This window comes from Stenotrophomonas sp. GD04054 (assembly GCF_029836955.1).
Lineage (GTDB): Bacteria > Pseudomonadota > Gammaproteobacteria > Xanthomonadales > Xanthomonadaceae > Stenotrophomonas > Stenotrophomonas maltophilia_A.
The window spans coordinates 49,813-64,749 of the sequence record NZ_JAOECR010000008.1 but is presented as its reverse complement, the minus strand read 5'-3'; the positions used below and the strand labels follow the sequence as shown (position 1 = coordinate 64,749).

Genomic DNA, 14,937 nt, shown 5'->3' with positions numbered 1-14,937 from the left:
GGAGAAATAAACCATGTCAATGAAAAAATTAGCAGAGAGATGGGTGGGTAAAAATTGGATTGAACCAATTGCTACGCCTCCAGCCAAATTGGAACGACCCAAAACTAAGGAGGAGATTGAAGCTGCAGCTCTTGCTGAACATGAGAGTTTAAAGTCAAAGGGCCAAATTACGTTCTACCCCTACGACAGGGGACAGTGCTACAACAGGGGCAGTAGGGCAATTATGGCTTTTGTGAATCTTCCTGGATCCTGCGCTCACTATATCTTTGTGGAAGACGTGGGCAAGTGGGAGTTTGTTCAATTCCCCCACATGAGCACCGAAAAGCGCTGCGCAGAGCGGTCGGGCTACAAAAACGTTGAAGAGTTGCGTGCCTATCTCTTCCCATTCTTTAGTAGTTACATCATTAAAAATGACTTGTTTGGGTTCGCGCCAATGCTTGGGTCTTTCGTGCTTGACCGCATGGGGACACTTCCAGCGCAATTAGATGAAAGCCTAATCAATCTTATGATAAGGAGAGGGTAATGTCTTCCAGGGAGGAATATCGCTTAACGACCGTGCCGCTTGATGGCGGCGGCTACATGATGAAGGTATTGGGGCGCAGAGAGCGGATACAACAGCGTTGGGATGCTCGACTTCTTCAGCGTTTGAGCCAAAACACAGCGCCTGCTAAAGGCTCGCCTAGGCGTCCTGGGAGGCTCTGATGGATGAGGATGACCTGCCGCAATACATTTGGGATCCAGGTGCTTCCCGGGTCGTCTATCAAGACGATAGAAAGCGGACCAAGGAGCAGGGAAAATGGATCCAGAGACGCTGGGATGAGCGCAAAGAAAGACGAGAGTTAGAGAAGAACACCGGCCCCGCAATGGGGCGGGCAACGCCGCCAGCGCGGTTGTGATGGAAAGAAACCCCTATGAAAGAGCCGCATCGACCCACAACCCTTGGGTGGGTATAGGGTGGTTAGGCGTTCTGATCACACTGGGTGTGATGTGGTTTCAATAGAATCCTTGCGTAAACTAACAAATGCCTTTTACTGGATACATCGCAATCAATCCAGGGGAGGGCATATGTTTGAAGGCATCTTAGTCGCGTCATATTACGTTTTAGCAGGCATCTGCATGGCCTGGCTTCTTGTAAAGCTTTATCCAAGTGTTCTGGATGCCGGAAATCGATACATTTTAGTAAGCGCATCACTAGCCGTAGCGGTGATCTACTTCGCTAGCCGAGATGTGTTTAACGTGTTCTGTGCTTTCGCTGTATGTGCATTCGCACTCTGTCTCGCTAAGCACGTTGTGATGATGGTAGGGATCATGCCGGGACGCCCGCCGTTGGCCTTTGCCTGCGGATTAGCAACAGTGTTTGTCGCGAGCTCAGCAGCGTTCAATCTCATGAGCGAATTTCAGCATGTCGCGTCCCTCTGACCCGCAACGCGTGCTCTCAAGCCAGGTTCCGCCGATCCGCGTAGAGAACTGGTTCCTCATAGATCTTAAGAGAGTGGCCGAGCTTAGAGGCATTCCCCTTTCACACTACGTGCGGCAAGTGCTGCGTGAGAGTGTGCTTGCAGATCAGCTTGAAGAAGAGAAGCAAAAGCTTTAAAGCGATAGATCAAAAGCAGATTTTGGATAAATCCAAAAAAGAAAGCCCCCGAGAGGGGGCCTTTTTGTTCTCTGGGAACGGTCACATACCAAGCCTTTTCATCAGCTTTTCTTTAGTGCGTGGCTTTGAGATTGAATTCAACGCATCAACGATTTCATTGTAGACCCTGATGCTTTTTGCTGTGTCCATTTTTTCAACATGATTGCTAAAGCCCAAGTGGCGACGAACTGCATTTAAAAAACCAGCCCCTGCATATCCGCCTCCTCCGAGTTCTTTAAGTTCTCTATCAACGAGCTGTGAGTTTGTAATGCGCTCTACATCAGAGAAGTCAGTCGCATCAACATGTTTAAAGTCTGGCATAAAACGCTCCTTGTCCGTGTTGGATCTGCATTATTGCTTTTTTATGGAAATAAATCAATAGGCTGAAAATAATGATAAATATAATACGGAAACACTTGACAACTAATGCCTTGGGGTTAATTTAAATGTATGGATAGCTGATTTGCTACCCACAAACAACCAATCAGGAGAAAAGTATGAAAAATTTACAAGATAAAGTATTGAATTTGACCGAAAGGATGGACGACCCTGCGCGTGATGTTTTTGAATACGTGTGGAGTAATAAAGATGCAATTATGGGGCAGTTGGTCGAGACGGGGGGCTTGGATGCTGTGAATGTTGATAACGACTGGTATGTAAGTTACGCCAACACAGTTGAGGCTGGGCTGATTTCAGCAATCATAGATCAACATAAGAATATTGAAGACTACGAGGATATGGAAGGTTCATTTAAGGATGTTGAGATAGGAGTCAATGTAATTGCGTTTGATTCAGGAAAGCTTGGGTATGACGTTGAAATTGGGTATGGAGCGGACTACACCGAGGCAAGTGTTGGTGACTTGCGGGAGTTGAAGAATTGGTATGAGGAGGATTGGGTCGTCGTTCGTGATTATGACGACAGTTTTATTGATAAAGCGCATCTGCGGTTGAGAGAGGAGAGAGAGGAGGAAGGCGAAATTTATAGAGATGAGTTCCCAGGCGTATCGGCAAAGCTACAGCCTGGCGAGTATGAGGAGATCATGGGCAGGGAGCGTAAACTAATTGCCCAAGTGCCCAAAAGCTCTGATGATGAGAGTTTCGCTTTGAAAGAAAATCAGCAAAAGCGCAGTTCACTACGGATAAATTGACAAATGATTTGTGATGCCGGGGCCCTCTATAATGAGGGCCTTTTTTTGTTGCTTGGTATAAACTAATCTAATTAAATTAAAAAACTTGCATGTTAAGGGCTTGACAATATGGGGTATTGGACTAATTTGAATATATGGATAGGTAATAGCCTACCCACTTAACTAACAGGAGAATCGTATGACATTTGAACTTTTTCTAATTGTGGCTGGGGCTGCTCTCATTGTTGCGGCAAAGCTTGCGAGGCTACATCAGCGCCGCACTGATAAGCAGTATTCAGAGAGCAGGGAGGAATTCATTCTTGACGCGCAAGCCTTTGCCGCTAAGTCAAGGCAGATTATTGGTAAGCGCTAAGGAGCTATCTATGTATACTTCTGAAAAGTTTTTGTATGGAGCAATTGTCTTTGTATTTGTTTGCGTAATTGTGTTCTTTGCTGCGGGAGCCTCAAAGAGCATTGATCAGCAAATGGCGCTCGTAAATCAAATGTCAGTAACAAGCCAAGCGCCAATGCTTCAGAACCTAGATGCGCTTGATGCTGAAAGGCGTGAGCAGGCAGAGAGGTTGGCACAGAGATAATGTGTATTTCAACAATATCAGGCCCCCAGCAATTGGGGGCTTTTTATTGTCTGAAATAAATTGTCGAATAAATTGTTGATTGCCTATTGACAAGTTTTGCCGTTCTGTTTGCATGTATTAAAAGGTATACAAGTGAATACCTTTTAACTTAAACAAACAGGAGAATAATATGCGTGTAAATTCAATTTCAGAATCATTTGATCATTCCGCCTTGCTTATGAATTTTAAGAATTCAGATAGAGGTTCGTCTAAATCATTTGATCCGTCACTCTGTCTTGCGACCAAGGCAAAGCGTAGAGCCCGCCTGGAGCGGCAGGCGATGAGGCAGGCAAAGCACGATGAGATGCAAGCGCGTGCTGAAGCAAGGGCACGCAAGCAGCAGGACCGTTGGGGCTTTTAATTCCGGCGCTTTTCTATCATTCAATAACAAAGGAGAACAAAATGACACAAAATATTCTTTTACAGACGACTGAGAAGCTTATTTCAGCAATTCAAGTAGAAGATGTGGACGCATTCAGAACCCTAGTGCAGAGCATCACGGCGGCTGGCCTCGCTGCCGGAGCATACCCAGGACTCTGGCTAAACGGCCAGCTCCCTGGATCTGGAATCAGTGCCTTACATGTTGCTGCAAGGCTCTATTCAATCAATTTCAAAGATCCAGTGCGATCTGAAAAGTTTAATGAAATGGTCCAGATTCTTTTGACAAATGGAGCGAGTCCCGCCTTGGCTATGGGGAAGAAATATCGAAAGGGAACACTGGGGCCCAATCGGATCATCGTCACTGATGATCCCGGCAAAACTGTAGCTGAGGTCTGCGATAAGAGGTTGCCTCCCTCGCTTGCAGCGTGGTTTGCTGCGCTCAAGTGCGATGTTCGATTAAATAGAGATCACGATATTTACGCTTCTCGCGCAGGATCAAGGCTTGATAGGTTGTTTAAGTTCGTTGACGGTATTGAGCAGGATATTTAATTGCTTGCATTGACGCGCGAGGCATCATGAAAGATCTAACCGAGAAAGCCCCGCAGATGCGGGGCTTTTTCATTTAAGGCTTGCGCAAATAAAGACTTATGCTAAATCTGGATTGTTAGTTACCTATCCAGATATAAGGAGTATTTCATGAGAATTTGTGTTTTCAATGCGAAGGGAGGCGTGGGCAGAACTACGACTACGCTCAATCTCGCTGGTTTCTTCGCTCAAGATCCAGCGCTGCGCGTGCTGGTGTCTGACTGTGACCCACAAGGCTCTGCCTTGGCCTGGGCCGCCCTGGCAGATGAAACGCCGTTCACTGTCGGCAGGAGCCGCAGTAGGGGATTTGACGTAGAGATTTTGGACTTGCCCCCCAAAATCCCTGACAACGAACACCTCCCAGAAGCCGATATCTATCTAGTTCCTACGCTCCTGGATGGCGTGTCATTCGTAGTCTTTTTACGGACCATTGCTCTGCTACAGAAGCACCAGAAGCCTTACCTGGTCATCGCGAATAGGTTCAACCCGCTGCGCGCAGAGCACAGAGAGCGGTTGTCCAGCCCCGCCATGTGCGGCGCGTTTGTCATGAGAGAGAGGGCGGCTTTCGCCGCTTACTATGCCGAGGGAAGAACGGTGTTCGATATGAGCGGTCGTCACATCGGCGGTGCTAGAAGCGAGATAGAGACCATTGCCCTAGCGGTCCAGAACCGGCTGAAATTATGGAAGGTGGCCGCATGACCAACTATTTGAAGAAGACCGGCTCACGGCCTGGGACACGTGACTTGAGCATCGTTGCTCAGCAGGTTCACGCTCCGCGCCAGCCACGCATCAAGCAGCAAGAGCTTACAAGCCTTGAAGAAACACAAAGCAGACTTGAAGCCGCCGAGGACAGTCTCCTGCTTGCAGCAGGGGATCAGCCTGGACGATCTACATTCTTTGGTCTTGATGACTCCAGTGCCCCGCGATTGAAAGCTGGAAGGAAGGTCCACCTAGTGCTTGAGAGGGGGGCGGCGCTGCCGGACTACAGAACACGTCAAGGAAAGCGAAATCATCGGAGCATGGTCACTCTGCCGCCAATGCTTAGGCAGAGCATTCAAGAAATTTTTGGTGCAGCTGATGGCGAAGACTTCCCATTCACCACTGCTCTCATTGCCTTGGCAGACTACGGCGCAATGGCACTCAAGAGAGATGACAAGATGCTTGTTGTGAGTCCTGCAGAGGATCCACAGGCTGAAGAGCGAAAGCTAGTTAGAACGCTGATCCGGCGCGTAGGCTTGAAGCAATGATGAAGGCCCCTTGCGGGGCCTTTTCATGTCACCACTGCTTGATCGCATCAAATAGATCTAGGACGTGGAACTCCATCTCTAGTAGCTCTAATGCTGTCGCTGGGTGCGCGTTTCCCATGGCCACACTCTCTTTGTAAGCCTCAAGATCATCGCGTGCAGTGCGCCATAGGCGCTCTCTTTCCTGTTCAACACGTTTGCGATACGCCTGCCTTTCACTGATCGCAGAAGGCTTGTTAGAGAGCTTGCGAGGAGGAGAGGGTGCGGCAATGGCCGTGCGCCGTGCGCTTAGGTGTTTGAGGTCATCAGGGAGACGATCCCGGAAATGCGCGAGTGAGTGTGCCAGCGTTCCCTTGGTGCGCGAGTTGTTGCCGCTGAGGCGGGGCCTTCGGCGCACGAGGTCATCAATATTATGAAAACTGTAGCGCCACCAATGCTGCCAGTTGTGTGGGTCTACTGGGACTGCGTCATCAAGAGGTAGCGGCTCAACTAGAGCGCCGTTCTCGATTAGTGCCCACACAGCATCAAGGATCATTGGCTCCGACAGCTCCATCACAACTACGGCTGTGTTGCTGGCCACAGGCTGAGCATGGAAGCCAAAGCGAAGTATCGCCGCAGCTTCGCCATAGGCCTGATCTTCGCCGCCGCTCACAGTCCAGCCCACATAGCCACGACCTGCGCTGTGATGAGCGAAGAGCTTCACACGCGGTTGTTGCCACCTTTGCCGCAGGCAGGCGAGAACCTGAGCCTTGCTCGCACCGGCTCTTGTAGCAGTCAGATGGTTGCGGGCAACAGTGAGCACAGCGTCTCTCTGTAGAAGCACAGAGGCCCTGGACTCCTCAGTTCCTCGCCTGAGGAATGAGTCCCAGGACAGCACATCTCTGTTGCTACGTGACTTCGCACAGCTCAGGCAAGTGACGATCCGGTTCTCATCAACAGCTTGCCCGCCGAGAGCCGGGGCGAGCAAGAACGAGTTGACCAGGCGCACACCCTCAGCTTTCCCATCGGCTAGGCAGAAGCGACAGGCGCGGCCGTCATCCCTGTTGACCAGTTTGCGCTTCCAAGGAGCGGTTTGAACGTTTGAAGGAGCGGCGGCTTTCAAAATATTTTCAGCTACTGACGACTGAAGCGATGTTGCGGAGGTCATGGAAGAGCCGCCTGCTTTCCAGGATGAGCTGAATCCAAACATCCTCTGCCGCGTTCATCATTGAGCGCTGAATGGCAAACAAAATAACTGCAAGCGCCCCATGATGATTTTAGAAAGCCATCCTCAAGGGGGAAGGCGTAAGCAATGGCATGGCACATATTTGGTTCCTCCTGAGCTATCAATTGAGTTACACATTCATTGATAGCAGGGGTTCCCATGTGCGCAAGAGGATGGCTTTTAGTTTTTCTTGGGGCCACCGGAGGTTGTCGTTTGGTTTGCCTGTGTTCTTGTCTGATGAATCGTCGCCAAGAGCAAACTGATAATACACTTCACGCACTGAAGTGTTTCTGAAAAGCGGCCCCACAAGGGGCCCTTTTTATTTCCAAGGCCATTGGAATATAAAGCTCCGCCACAGGCCTACATCAAAGGCCCTTGCTTCGTGTCTCTAATCCTCAATCCCCTTTAATGCCAGCGTTTTCCGGAAGGCCTTGCGCAATTCGGAATTTGGGTTATTGATTTTAATAGGGCAAATGGAGGATTTAATACATGAGAGCTATAAAGATTTACATGCAGCCTAAAGACTATTCGCGCATCACGGCAGAGTTGATGGCGAAGGGTGAGTCATTCTCTGAATTTGCGAGAGAGGCTGTTTTAGAAAAGTTTGATAGAGAGAAATTGTTGGATCAAATGATGCTAGCGAGGTCAGGGCTTGATGAACTGCTTACTGAGATAAGGCAGGAGACAGCTCGCTCAAGAAGGGATATGGCAGCGCAAGCCAGCAATCACCTGGAGTTGCAGAGAAATGAAGCTTCAACATCTTTAGCCAGGAATGAAGAGTTCCTGCAGCTTCTCGTAAAGGAGCTTTCTAAATTGTTTGAGGGCAATAAAGGCGCAGCCACGAGCCCTGGGCGCAATGCGCCCCAAGGCCCTGGCACTGGCACTGGCACTGGCACTGGATTCTATCCCGGAGACGGGAAACAAATTTAACTAACACTGGAGGAAATAATGAATACATACAAAGCAACACTACTTGGCCTTTCAATTTCATTGTCACTGACCTGTATTGCCAATGCAGGAGTCAAAGACTGGATGCGAGATAAAAAAGAAAGGCTCACAGGGCAGCACACAACAGAACAAGTTAGCTCGCCAACTGACCTACCACCCGTAGAGGTTCACGAACAGAAGCAGGGGAGGGTTGATGGCAAGAGACTCACAGCTGACGCAGCGAAAGGCTGTGCGGCAGGAGCAGTGATGAGCTTGCTTTCAGGTGGACTGGATCTACGTGCGTGTGCCGCCGCAGCTGTAGGAGCCGGTGTTCAATCAGTCCAGCAACAGCTTGCCCAGGCAAGGCAGGTTGAAGAGGCAGCAAGAAGAGCAGGCATGAAAGCTAAGGTTGAGACGGAACAACGCACAGACAGATCTGGAAGGCAGCAGGAGGCAATGAAGTCAATCGAAATTGAATATGAAGCATCTGATCTTTTAGCGATGGACGCTAAGACAGTAGAGACAATGGAAAAGCTCTCAAACCTCTTCAAAGGGTCAAAGGGTCAGCTTGATATTCGCATCGAAGGCACAAACCCAGCCTGTCTTTCACTTCTAGGTGAGCTGGATAAGCGGGGAGCTCTTGATAGGCACCTTGTAGACAACCAGTGCGGACGTAGCACCTCGCACAAGCTCGTAATCACTTCACTGACAAAGGGAGGTAAGTGATGAGCAACCTTCAGCGTGAAAGAGAATTGCGCAGGTTAGAAGCGAGTCTGGGAGTGGATAAGAGCGTAGAGGGTGAGTCGTCCCCTGCGTCAAAACTTTTCGTCCCGGAGCCGGTGGAACAAACAAAGCCAGTGTTGAAGAAGGTTGCTGTCGTAAGCGAGCAAATAATTAATCAAACAACAGCCGTAGCTGATGAAGCCCTCAAACGATTGCCAAACATAACTCTGAGTAGAGCTCGTAAGAAGAGTCTATACATATGCGCGGGAGCTGCATTGCTGGTTGGTGCCGGAGCGCTCGCCTTCAATTTCATGGATGATAAGAATGGATCAGCCGGGCCTGCTGTCGCTATTGCGCCATCTCAGGGCCTATATATTCCCCCGGCCGTAAATCAGGTGCCAACATTGCCAGGACGAGTCCAGGAAGAGGAACGGAAGCCTGTTGCACATTCAGAGGAAGCAATTCCCCAGGGCCTACCTTTGATAGAAGAAGCTGCGCCACATGATGCCGTGCAACCTCCTGTCAGTTCAGCGGATGAGGATAAAGGGGGCGTTCAAAAAACTGTTCCTGCTCAAGCAATTGCCCCAGCACCTGCTGCTGCGCCTCAGGTTAGACCAGCAAAAAATGACTCTGAAGCTAAGGCTGCCCGTCCACCTGCTGTAGTTGCCGCGCCTCGCGTTATTCAGCGGTATCAACCGCCTCCCGCATCTGACAAAGAAATTAAGGCCGAGGTCGAGAGGGTGGAGGCTGGAAAACCTTGGCAAAGCAAGATTGATCAAATTAAAGATTTGGATCTGTAATTGCTGGGCTTGCGTAGTTCAAATTCTCTGATATTTCTGGATAGGTAAAACACTTACCAGAAAATGGAGGATTAAAATGTCAGTTTTAGATAAAGCGCTTTCACTAATTTTCACTCAATACAAAAGCGACTTCCGGCCACGTTTCGGGAGTCGCTTTTCTGCATTTTGGGGAACCTTATTGCTGGGCCCTGTTGAAACGAAGGGACTGGACGATGTTCACCCAGATCTGCGGTCAAGCTACTACCACCTGGTCATTGATCGTCGTCCCCCCAGAACTGAGCTTGGCCTGAAGCAATGGGAAGAGGGGAGCAGGCTTGTTGCTCCTACTCGCTACGCTGAAGAACGTTATGCGGGAAAAGCTCAATTCGTCGCAACTGCGCTGATCACTTTTGTGCTTTGCCTAGCCGCAGCTGGAGTGATCGCTTTGAAAGGATATAAGTCCGATGGGATGCGAGTGATGGCTTCAAATGGAGGGCAGGTTGCACCCACGGCTCAAAGCTGCGAAGCGCTCGCGAGAAGCTTGATGGACGGAACAGCAGACAAGAAAAATCCAGCAACCATGTCACTTGCTAAATCATGCCAGTCAAAATACTAATAACTAAGAGGAGGAATAAATGAGTTTACTTTACAAATTGCTTGATAGAACCGAACTGCTTTTATCAAAGAAAGAAAGCAAGGGGGCGCTTTCTCATGCTCGCATGCTTGAAGAAGCTTACAAGGTAGCGGATCTAATCACTGGCCGTCATGACGTGCCTGATCGCATTCCCTCAAATCAGCTGGTTGTTGAACCAGGACGCGAGGACCTTGTTAAACGTATGGGGGCTGAGCTAATTGACGGGGTCTGGACCGTCCCCGAAGGAATGGACATACAGAAATTCAGTCAGTTTTGGCCGATGATCCCTGCGGACTTGCGCGATAAAGCCTCTCGCAATACAACGACAAAAAATGGTGATCCCATCGAAGGCTACTTACGGCCTGACGACATTGTGAGGGGAGGCGACTCAACTGCTACCCCCCTCATGTATGGAGCGCTGCCAGCTATCAGCGCTTTGTCTTACCTGACTTCACTCTTCAGCCCGACACTCGCGCTGCTGGTCATGCTTCTCTCCGTCCCATTCCTCATAACCATTGCCCAGGGCGAAGGCATTATTGATGCTGTCAAAAGCTTCTGTATCTTGCTTGTGGGGCCCGCTGCATTGGCAGCAATGGCTGCGAACGGTGCGCGTCAGCTTGAAAGCTTGAATATCCTGGGATCTATCAAAGCAGGCGGAATTCAGTCAGTAGTAACTGCGTCTTTGAGTCTCGCCACCCTCTCCGCAATCGTGATGGGATTGGCGTTTGTTTTAATGCTTGCATCAAACATGCTTGACTCAAAATACAAGGCGTCAGTTATAGGCGGGTTCTGGGCACGTGTTCGGTATAGTGCCAAGCTTGCCCTGGTGTTCACGCTTGTTACAGTTCTTTCAGTGGCAATTCTACCTACATCCATGTTGCCTTTCGCATTTTTCTTCATTGCTAGTATGTATCCCATGATCCATACCGAGAGCAATTACAACTCAAGAGCTAAAGAGCTTGAAGCACTTGGCATCACATTCAAGCTGGGTCGTATGGGTAAGCTAAACACAGTGCACGTAGAGCCGCGCATTCTGCAGGCAAAGGAAGCTTTTGCAGACAAATCCCCGACTATGGTTTGTGGATATGCGGAAGGTTGGTTGACAGCAAAACACCACCCTAATGCGCCTGACGAAGGTCAAGAGATGGTTCTTTCAGCAGTCGATGTTTCGTCTCATATTTTGGTTTTCGGAGCTACAGGTGTTGGTAAAACGTCATCTACGCTGCGTCCGTGGATCAAGCAATGGACTGAAAATAAAATGGGTTCTGCCTTTATTGCATGCGCAAAGGGCGCTCTTGCTGGTGAAGTATCGGCTTACATAGATCTAATGATCGGAACGGGCGTCGATTACGCACCGATGCAGGGTCTTGATGCCCAGGGCGTTTACAACGCACTAAAGGCAATCAAGATTTCCAACAAAAGATCAAGTTCAGACCCAATGTGGGATAACGGCGCAATGGACTATATAGACAATGTGACTGTCCTTCATGAAGCCCTGCGTGACCACGAGCTTGCGATGTTGGAATATTCCTTCACTACTTCTGTTGAAAACGAGGATGCCGCTCTCTATTACGGGCTTGAAGCTGTTCGATTAGAGAAAATTGGTGCTGACGCGAGTGAGGCGAGGTCAAAGGAAGAGCTTGCTATGGAGCGTTCGAAATATTGGGCGTCAAAAGCACTTACAGAACGTAAGTGGCTGTGGAACATTGATACTCTTTCAAGGATAGTTGTGATGGGTGATCAAGTTCGTGTAGTAGATGGAGTGCCAGTTGCATCTGAGGATATGTTGTTTGCTTTGTCAGAACTTGGTTACGGAGCATCTGATGAGCGTATCCAGAGGATGCCAGAGTCGATACACCCTGAGTTAGGAAAGGGCACCCTTCTCGATGGAACAATTTCTTACTTTACGAATACCTGGCCAAAAGCCGGAGAGCAGCGTTCATCATGGATGTCTAATGTGAATGACCGCATTCAGCCGCTCACCAGGGGCAAGTATTTAACTGGGAAAAATGGCGTCCACTGGAAGATGCTTGAGAAGGGGGAGGATGTTAGATCATGCCTCTACTGGAAAAATGTTGGCATTGACTTGCCTGAAACAATCCATGGTCGTGCTGGTTTGGCTATTACCGCCTTTGCCAAGCAGTGTGTCTATGATGAAATAAAGAAGCGTGGTGGGATGAAGAAGGCGGATTGGAAAGCCATGGGTCAGTCGCGTGTTGCATTCTTCTATGATGAAGCCCAGGGCGTTGTAGGTGATGCTGAGTTGCAGTTGATCGACATTTCAAGGTCGCTGGAAGCCGCTTTCATCTGTGCTACTCAGTCATATGAGAGTTTTGTGGATAGGTTTAATGACGAAAACACTGCTCGAAAGTTTGCAAATACATTCCAGTCGTTCTTCTGCATGGAAGCATCAAGCGGGACGTATGAGTATGTAAAGACAAGGCTTGGTAAGGCGGATTTGATTACATTCAAACAGCGCTCAAACGGCATTGATTATTCGGGTGCTTTAAAGAATTATGCACTTAGTCCTTTAAATGATCCTGAGCACCCTAACAGGGCGGGCATGGAAAGCCTGCTAAAGCGTGGCTTTGGAAAGCTAATTGTTCGCGCTCCTTCTGCCCCAATGATATATGCGGGTGGAAAGTGGGTGGGAAATAAGACGCGTCAGCTTGATGAGAACTCAATGCTTACTGATATAACAGTTCCTGTGGGAGGAGTCCTGGAGACTGTTGATGTGTTTGAAGATCAAGAGTTCAATTCATTGCTAACGAGGGGTAAGGCGATTGTTTCCTTGCGTCGCGCAGGTGGCAAGAGAATTGACCTTGTGAAGCTTCAGTATGTAGGTCCGGAAGAATTGCGTAAGGATAAAGTGGCCTGATCGAAGGTGGAGGTGGTTTTCCCCTCCTCTTGCGCAAAATGAATTGTAGGTAATTATAGAATTTATTAAAACAATCGGAGGGAATATGAATGATGAGGTAAAGCACGGCAATAGACTATTTGAAGCTCAGGCGGCTTTTCAGGCTGTGCGTAAGGAGCGTGATGAACATCTAAAGTCAGATCGGCCCAGTGCGTTCATGAAAGAAGAATACAAGACCTGGACTGAGAGGAGCTCAGAGCTTGGTGCTTCAGTTGAACGTGCTAAAGAAAAATTCTTTGGCGAAATTAACCGGGCAAGCCCTGAAGATATCGAAAAGCTTCAGGGGCAGATGAAGGAGGCCATGGAAGTTCAGAACTCACAGCGCAAAAGCTTTAGTCAGTTGTTGTCAGCTCGCAGAGAGCAAGAGGGCGACAGCCTTCCCTTTCAATTGAGTGAAGTGGAAGACGAATGGAAGAATAGGAATGAAAACAGGGCGCGCATCAGAACTTCGCATGGAAGAGAGGACTATGCTGCTACGGCGCAAAGCGAGAGCGATTATTGGAAAGCACATCAGAAAAAAGAAGATGCTTACATGCAGGCACACCTGGGTAGCGGTCAACCTACACTGGGACAGGTTGAAGACTGGCATAGGGAACAACAGCGACAAAAGGATGTTTCGCAAGTTAAGCTTAAGCAACAAATACAGTGATAACTAAAGGCCCCGCTGATGCGGGGCTTTTTTTATGCGCTCAGTGTCTTGACCAAATCTAATTCTCTGATTTTATGGATATATGGGTAGGTAAGCATCTATCCCTTTATTATTTAAAATTGGAGGACGCGACATGATCAAAGAGAGATATCTAAGGATATTGGCTGCTGCATTAATGGCGATGCCATTTGCTTGCTTTTCGAGCGCAATCACTATCAACGACCCTTTTTACAATCAGATGGATTCCCAGGATCTGGTCAGTGCCATTTTTCAGCAGCCAGAGGATCTTGCACTTGTAAATATTGCTCCTGAACTTGATCGAGGTGTGGCAAAGCGTGCGTTAGACGCTATGACTTGCGCTACAGAAGATGGTCAGCATATTGAAAAGCTGCTCGTTGTAGATATGAGCATGCCAGCACGCACGAAAAGGCTCTGGGCGTTTGATGTGAGTGACCTGGACAATCCAGTTCTAATCACAAGGGACTACGTTGCTCACGGTTCCGGCTCTGACGTTTCAGCAAAGGGTAGAGCCGCTAAATTCTCCAATATCCCAGACTCAAATATGACGAGTCTCGGGCTATACCGCATCGCTGAAAAATACCAGGGCAAAAATGGGTGGAGTAGGCGGCTGGACGGTCTATTTGCAAAGTTCAACAGCAAGGCGCGAGACCGCGCGGTTGTGTTGCACCCATCGAACTATGTTCGTGACGACTATGTAGGCAGGAGCCAAGGTTGCCCCGCTGTCAATCAGAGGACAATGGACAAGCTGGAAAAGGCGGGGCTGAGCAATGCCTATCTATACATCGATGGTCAGGATGACGAGCTACAGACACTTGTTAGCGCTTGCGCTGAAAAGAGGCGTGCTCGACTACTTGCTGAGGCTACACGCAGGTTAGAAGAAAGCTTTGGGCTATTCGCAGCAAGCCTTATTTTTAATGATCCATCAGCCTCCTCTAGCTTTTTAAGTTGGGCTCTGCCGGAGAGTGAATTCATGCCCGCGCCTATCATCAACACAGAGGGCGCATGCCTAATTGACAGATCCCGGCATGGCCTTAGGTTGTCAGCATGAAGACAAATAATTACAAGCAAATACGTTCAGTTCTTATGCAGTCCAAAGTTTCCCCGGAGACTGAGGCGGCAGTCAGAAGGTATGCCTTAAAGAATGGATACACAATTTCAGCGGCAATTAGCTTCATTTTGGCGAGCTGGGCATCAGCTCAGAAAAAGAAGAAGTAATTGTGAATGAGAAGGTCTTTGACGCTTTTGGGCGTGTCCCCCCGCATGTAGCTCCTAGTGTTCTTGTCAGGCGTTGGGACCAGGCACTGATCGCCGGAGGAGCTACGTTCCTCGCCACATGGCCGTCTCTTCTGTGGATAGGCTTAACGTTTCCAGGAGCTGATCTAGGGCCATGGACACTACATGCCACAGGTGCGCTCGCCGTGGCATTCAACTGGGCAACGCTAGGCGTCTCAGCGGGTGCTACAGCTTCTGACTACCTT

18 protein-coding genes are annotated in these 14,937 nt (G+C 48.9%); 16 read left to right on the top strand and 2 right to left on the bottom strand.

What is annotated here, in order from left to right; translation table 11 throughout:
- Nucleotides 1-13 precede the first annotated feature (13 nt).
- The 3 genes from N7573_RS06450 (at nucleotide 14) to N7573_RS06440 (ending at nucleotide 1,419) form a co-directional block, all read left to right on the top strand.
- Nucleotides 14-523 (top strand): hypothetical protein, encoded by a 510-nt coding sequence (locus N7573_RS06450; protein ID WP_279912029.1) that lies wholly within the window; start codon nucleotides 14-16, stop codon nucleotides 521-523.
- A 178-nt stretch (nucleotides 524-701) separates the two neighbouring features.
- Nucleotides 702-896, top strand: a complete 195-nt coding sequence (locus N7573_RS06445) for a hypothetical protein (protein ID WP_279912030.1) — start codon at nucleotides 702-704, stop codon at nucleotides 894-896.
- A 169-nt stretch (nucleotides 897-1,065) separates the two neighbouring features.
- Complete coding sequence (locus tag N7573_RS06440; RefSeq protein WP_279912031.1) at nucleotides 1,066-1,419, top strand: hypothetical protein; 354 nt, start codon at nucleotides 1,066-1,068, stop codon at nucleotides 1,417-1,419.
- A gap of 256 nt (nucleotides 1,420-1,675) precedes the next feature.
- On the opposite strand, the gene N7573_RS06435 is transcribed toward N7573_RS06440, so the two are convergent.
- The gene (locus tag N7573_RS06435) at nucleotides 1,676-1,954 is read right to left on the bottom strand and encodes a hypothetical protein (protein ID WP_279912032.1); all 279 of its coding nucleotides are present in this window, start codon (nucleotides 1,952-1,954) and stop codon (nucleotides 1,676-1,678) included.
- Nucleotides 1,955-2,130: 176 nt separating this feature from the next.
- Here N7573_RS06435 and N7573_RS06430 point away from each other — a divergent pair, with 176 nt between their 5' ends.
- From N7573_RS06430 to N7573_RS06405, 6 genes are all read left to right on the top strand, one after another.
- The gene (locus N7573_RS06430) at nucleotides 2,131-2,781 is read left to right on the top strand and encodes a hypothetical protein (RefSeq protein ID WP_279912033.1); all 651 of its coding nucleotides are present in this window, start codon (nucleotides 2,131-2,133) and stop codon (nucleotides 2,779-2,781) included.
- A 178-nt stretch (nucleotides 2,782-2,959) separates the two neighbouring features.
- Nucleotides 2,960-3,133, top strand: a complete 174-nt coding sequence (locus N7573_RS06425) for a hypothetical protein (protein WP_279912034.1) — start codon at nucleotides 2,960-2,962, stop codon at nucleotides 3,131-3,133.
- Between the two features lie 10 nt (nucleotides 3,134-3,143).
- On the top strand, nucleotides 3,144-3,356 hold the full coding sequence (locus tag N7573_RS06420; protein WP_279912035.1) for a hypothetical protein: 213 nt from the start codon (nucleotides 3,144-3,146) through the stop codon (nucleotides 3,354-3,356).
- Nucleotides 3,357-3,797: 441 nt separating this feature from the next.
- Nucleotides 3,798-4,325, top strand: coding sequence for a hypothetical protein (locus N7573_RS06415; protein ID WP_279912036.1), 528 nt, complete (start codon nucleotides 3,798-3,800; stop codon nucleotides 4,323-4,325).
- 147 nt (nucleotides 4,326-4,472) lie between these two features.
- Nucleotides 4,473-5,060: a ParA family protein gene (locus N7573_RS06410; RefSeq protein ID WP_279912037.1), complete on the top strand. Its 588-nt coding sequence runs from the start codon at nucleotides 4,473-4,475 to the stop codon at nucleotides 5,058-5,060.
- Nucleotides 5,057-5,608: a hypothetical protein gene (locus N7573_RS06405; protein ID WP_279912038.1), complete on the top strand. Its 552-nt coding sequence runs from the start codon at nucleotides 5,057-5,059 to the stop codon at nucleotides 5,606-5,608. The genes N7573_RS06410 and N7573_RS06405 overlap by 4 nt, the downstream gene beginning before the upstream one ends.
- A 28-nt stretch (nucleotides 5,609-5,636) precedes the next feature.
- Here N7573_RS06405 and N7573_RS06400 read toward each other — a convergent pair whose 3' ends face one another.
- On the bottom strand, nucleotides 5,637-6,752 hold the full coding sequence (locus N7573_RS06400) for a hypothetical protein (protein WP_279912039.1): 1,116 nt from the start codon (nucleotides 6,750-6,752) through the stop codon (nucleotides 5,637-5,639).
- Nucleotides 6,753-7,298: 546 nt separating this feature from the next.
- Between N7573_RS06400 and N7573_RS06395 the strand changes: the two genes are divergently transcribed.
- The 7 genes from N7573_RS06395 to N7573_RS06365 all read left to right on the top strand — a co-directional run bounded on the left by N7573_RS06395 (nucleotide 7,299) and on the right by N7573_RS06365 (nucleotide 14,507).
- A complete protein-coding gene (locus N7573_RS06395; RefSeq protein WP_279912040.1) occupies nucleotides 7,299-7,739 on the top strand; it encodes a hypothetical protein in 441 nt (146 codons plus the stop codon).
- A gap of 18 nt (nucleotides 7,740-7,757) precedes the next feature.
- Nucleotides 7,758-8,462, top strand: a complete 705-nt coding sequence (locus N7573_RS06390) for a hypothetical protein (protein ID WP_279912041.1) — start codon at nucleotides 7,758-7,760, stop codon at nucleotides 8,460-8,462.
- Nucleotides 8,462-9,259, top strand: a complete 798-nt coding sequence (locus N7573_RS06385) for a hypothetical protein (RefSeq protein WP_279912042.1) — start codon at nucleotides 8,462-8,464, stop codon at nucleotides 9,257-9,259. Before N7573_RS06390 ends, N7573_RS06385 begins: the two co-directional genes overlap by 1 nt.
- Nucleotides 9,260-9,335: 76 nt before the next feature.
- Entirely contained in the window at nucleotides 9,336-9,854 is a 519-nt protein-coding gene (locus N7573_RS06380) for a hypothetical protein (RefSeq protein WP_279912043.1), read from the top strand.
- A gap of 19 nt (nucleotides 9,855-9,873) precedes the next feature.
- On the top strand, nucleotides 9,874-12,750 hold the full coding sequence (locus N7573_RS06375; RefSeq protein ID WP_279912044.1) for a hypothetical protein: 2,877 nt from the start codon (nucleotides 9,874-9,876) through the stop codon (nucleotides 12,748-12,750).
- An 85-nt stretch (nucleotides 12,751-12,835) separates the two neighbouring features.
- A complete protein-coding gene (locus N7573_RS06370) occupies nucleotides 12,836-13,438 on the top strand; it encodes a hypothetical protein (protein ID WP_279912045.1) in 603 nt (200 codons plus the stop codon).
- A gap of 133 nt (nucleotides 13,439-13,571) precedes the next feature.
- Entirely contained in the window at nucleotides 13,572-14,507 is a 936-nt protein-coding gene (locus tag N7573_RS06365) for a murein L,D-transpeptidase catalytic domain family protein (protein ID WP_279912046.1), read from the top strand.
- The last annotated feature ends 430 nt before the right edge of the window (nucleotides 14,508-14,937 follow it).

Bases quoted from the DNA above. Each gene is read 5' to 3' on its own strand.
- N7573_RS06450 (WP_279912029.1), top strand. From the start codon at position 14: ATGTCAATGAAAAAATTAGCAGAGAGATGGGTGGGTAAAAATTGGATT.
- N7573_RS06445 (WP_279912030.1), top strand. From the start codon at position 702: ATGGATGAGGATGACCTGCCGCAATACATTTGGGATCCAGGTGCTTCC.
- N7573_RS06440 (WP_279912031.1), top strand. From the start codon at position 1,066: ATGTTTGAAGGCATCTTAGTCGCGTCATATTACGTTTTAGCAGGCATC.
- N7573_RS06435 (WP_279912032.1), bottom strand. From the start codon at position 1,954: ATGCCAGACTTTAAACATGTTGATGCGACTGACTTCTCTGATGTAGAG.
- N7573_RS06430 (WP_279912033.1), top strand. From the start codon at position 2,131: ATGAAAAATTTACAAGATAAAGTATTGAATTTGACCGAAAGGATGGAC.
- N7573_RS06425 (WP_279912034.1), top strand. From the start codon at position 2,960: ATGACATTTGAACTTTTTCTAATTGTGGCTGGGGCTGCTCTCATTGTT.
- N7573_RS06420 (WP_279912035.1), top strand. From the start codon at position 3,144: ATGTATACTTCTGAAAAGTTTTTGTATGGAGCAATTGTCTTTGTATTT.
- N7573_RS06415 (WP_279912036.1), top strand. From the start codon at position 3,798: ATGACACAAAATATTCTTTTACAGACGACTGAGAAGCTTATTTCAGCA.
- N7573_RS06410 (WP_279912037.1), top strand. From the start codon at position 4,473: ATGAGAATTTGTGTTTTCAATGCGAAGGGAGGCGTGGGCAGAACTACG.
- N7573_RS06405 (WP_279912038.1), top strand. From the start codon at position 5,057: ATGACCAACTATTTGAAGAAGACCGGCTCACGGCCTGGGACACGTGAC.
- N7573_RS06400 (WP_279912039.1), bottom strand. From the start codon at position 6,752: ATGACCTCCGCAACATCGCTTCAGTCGTCAGTAGCTGAAAATATTTTG.
- N7573_RS06395 (WP_279912040.1), top strand. From the start codon at position 7,299: ATGAGAGCTATAAAGATTTACATGCAGCCTAAAGACTATTCGCGCATC.
- N7573_RS06390 (WP_279912041.1), top strand. From the start codon at position 7,758: ATGAATACATACAAAGCAACACTACTTGGCCTTTCAATTTCATTGTCA.
- N7573_RS06385 (WP_279912042.1), top strand. From the start codon at position 8,462: ATGAGCAACCTTCAGCGTGAAAGAGAATTGCGCAGGTTAGAAGCGAGT.
- N7573_RS06380 (WP_279912043.1), top strand. From the start codon at position 9,336: ATGTCAGTTTTAGATAAAGCGCTTTCACTAATTTTCACTCAATACAAA.
- N7573_RS06375 (WP_279912044.1), top strand. From the start codon at position 9,874: ATGAGTTTACTTTACAAATTGCTTGATAGAACCGAACTGCTTTTATCA.
- N7573_RS06370 (WP_279912045.1), top strand. From the start codon at position 12,836: ATGAATGATGAGGTAAAGCACGGCAATAGACTATTTGAAGCTCAGGCG.
- N7573_RS06365 (WP_279912046.1), top strand. From the start codon at position 13,572: ATGATCAAAGAGAGATATCTAAGGATATTGGCTGCTGCATTAATGGCG.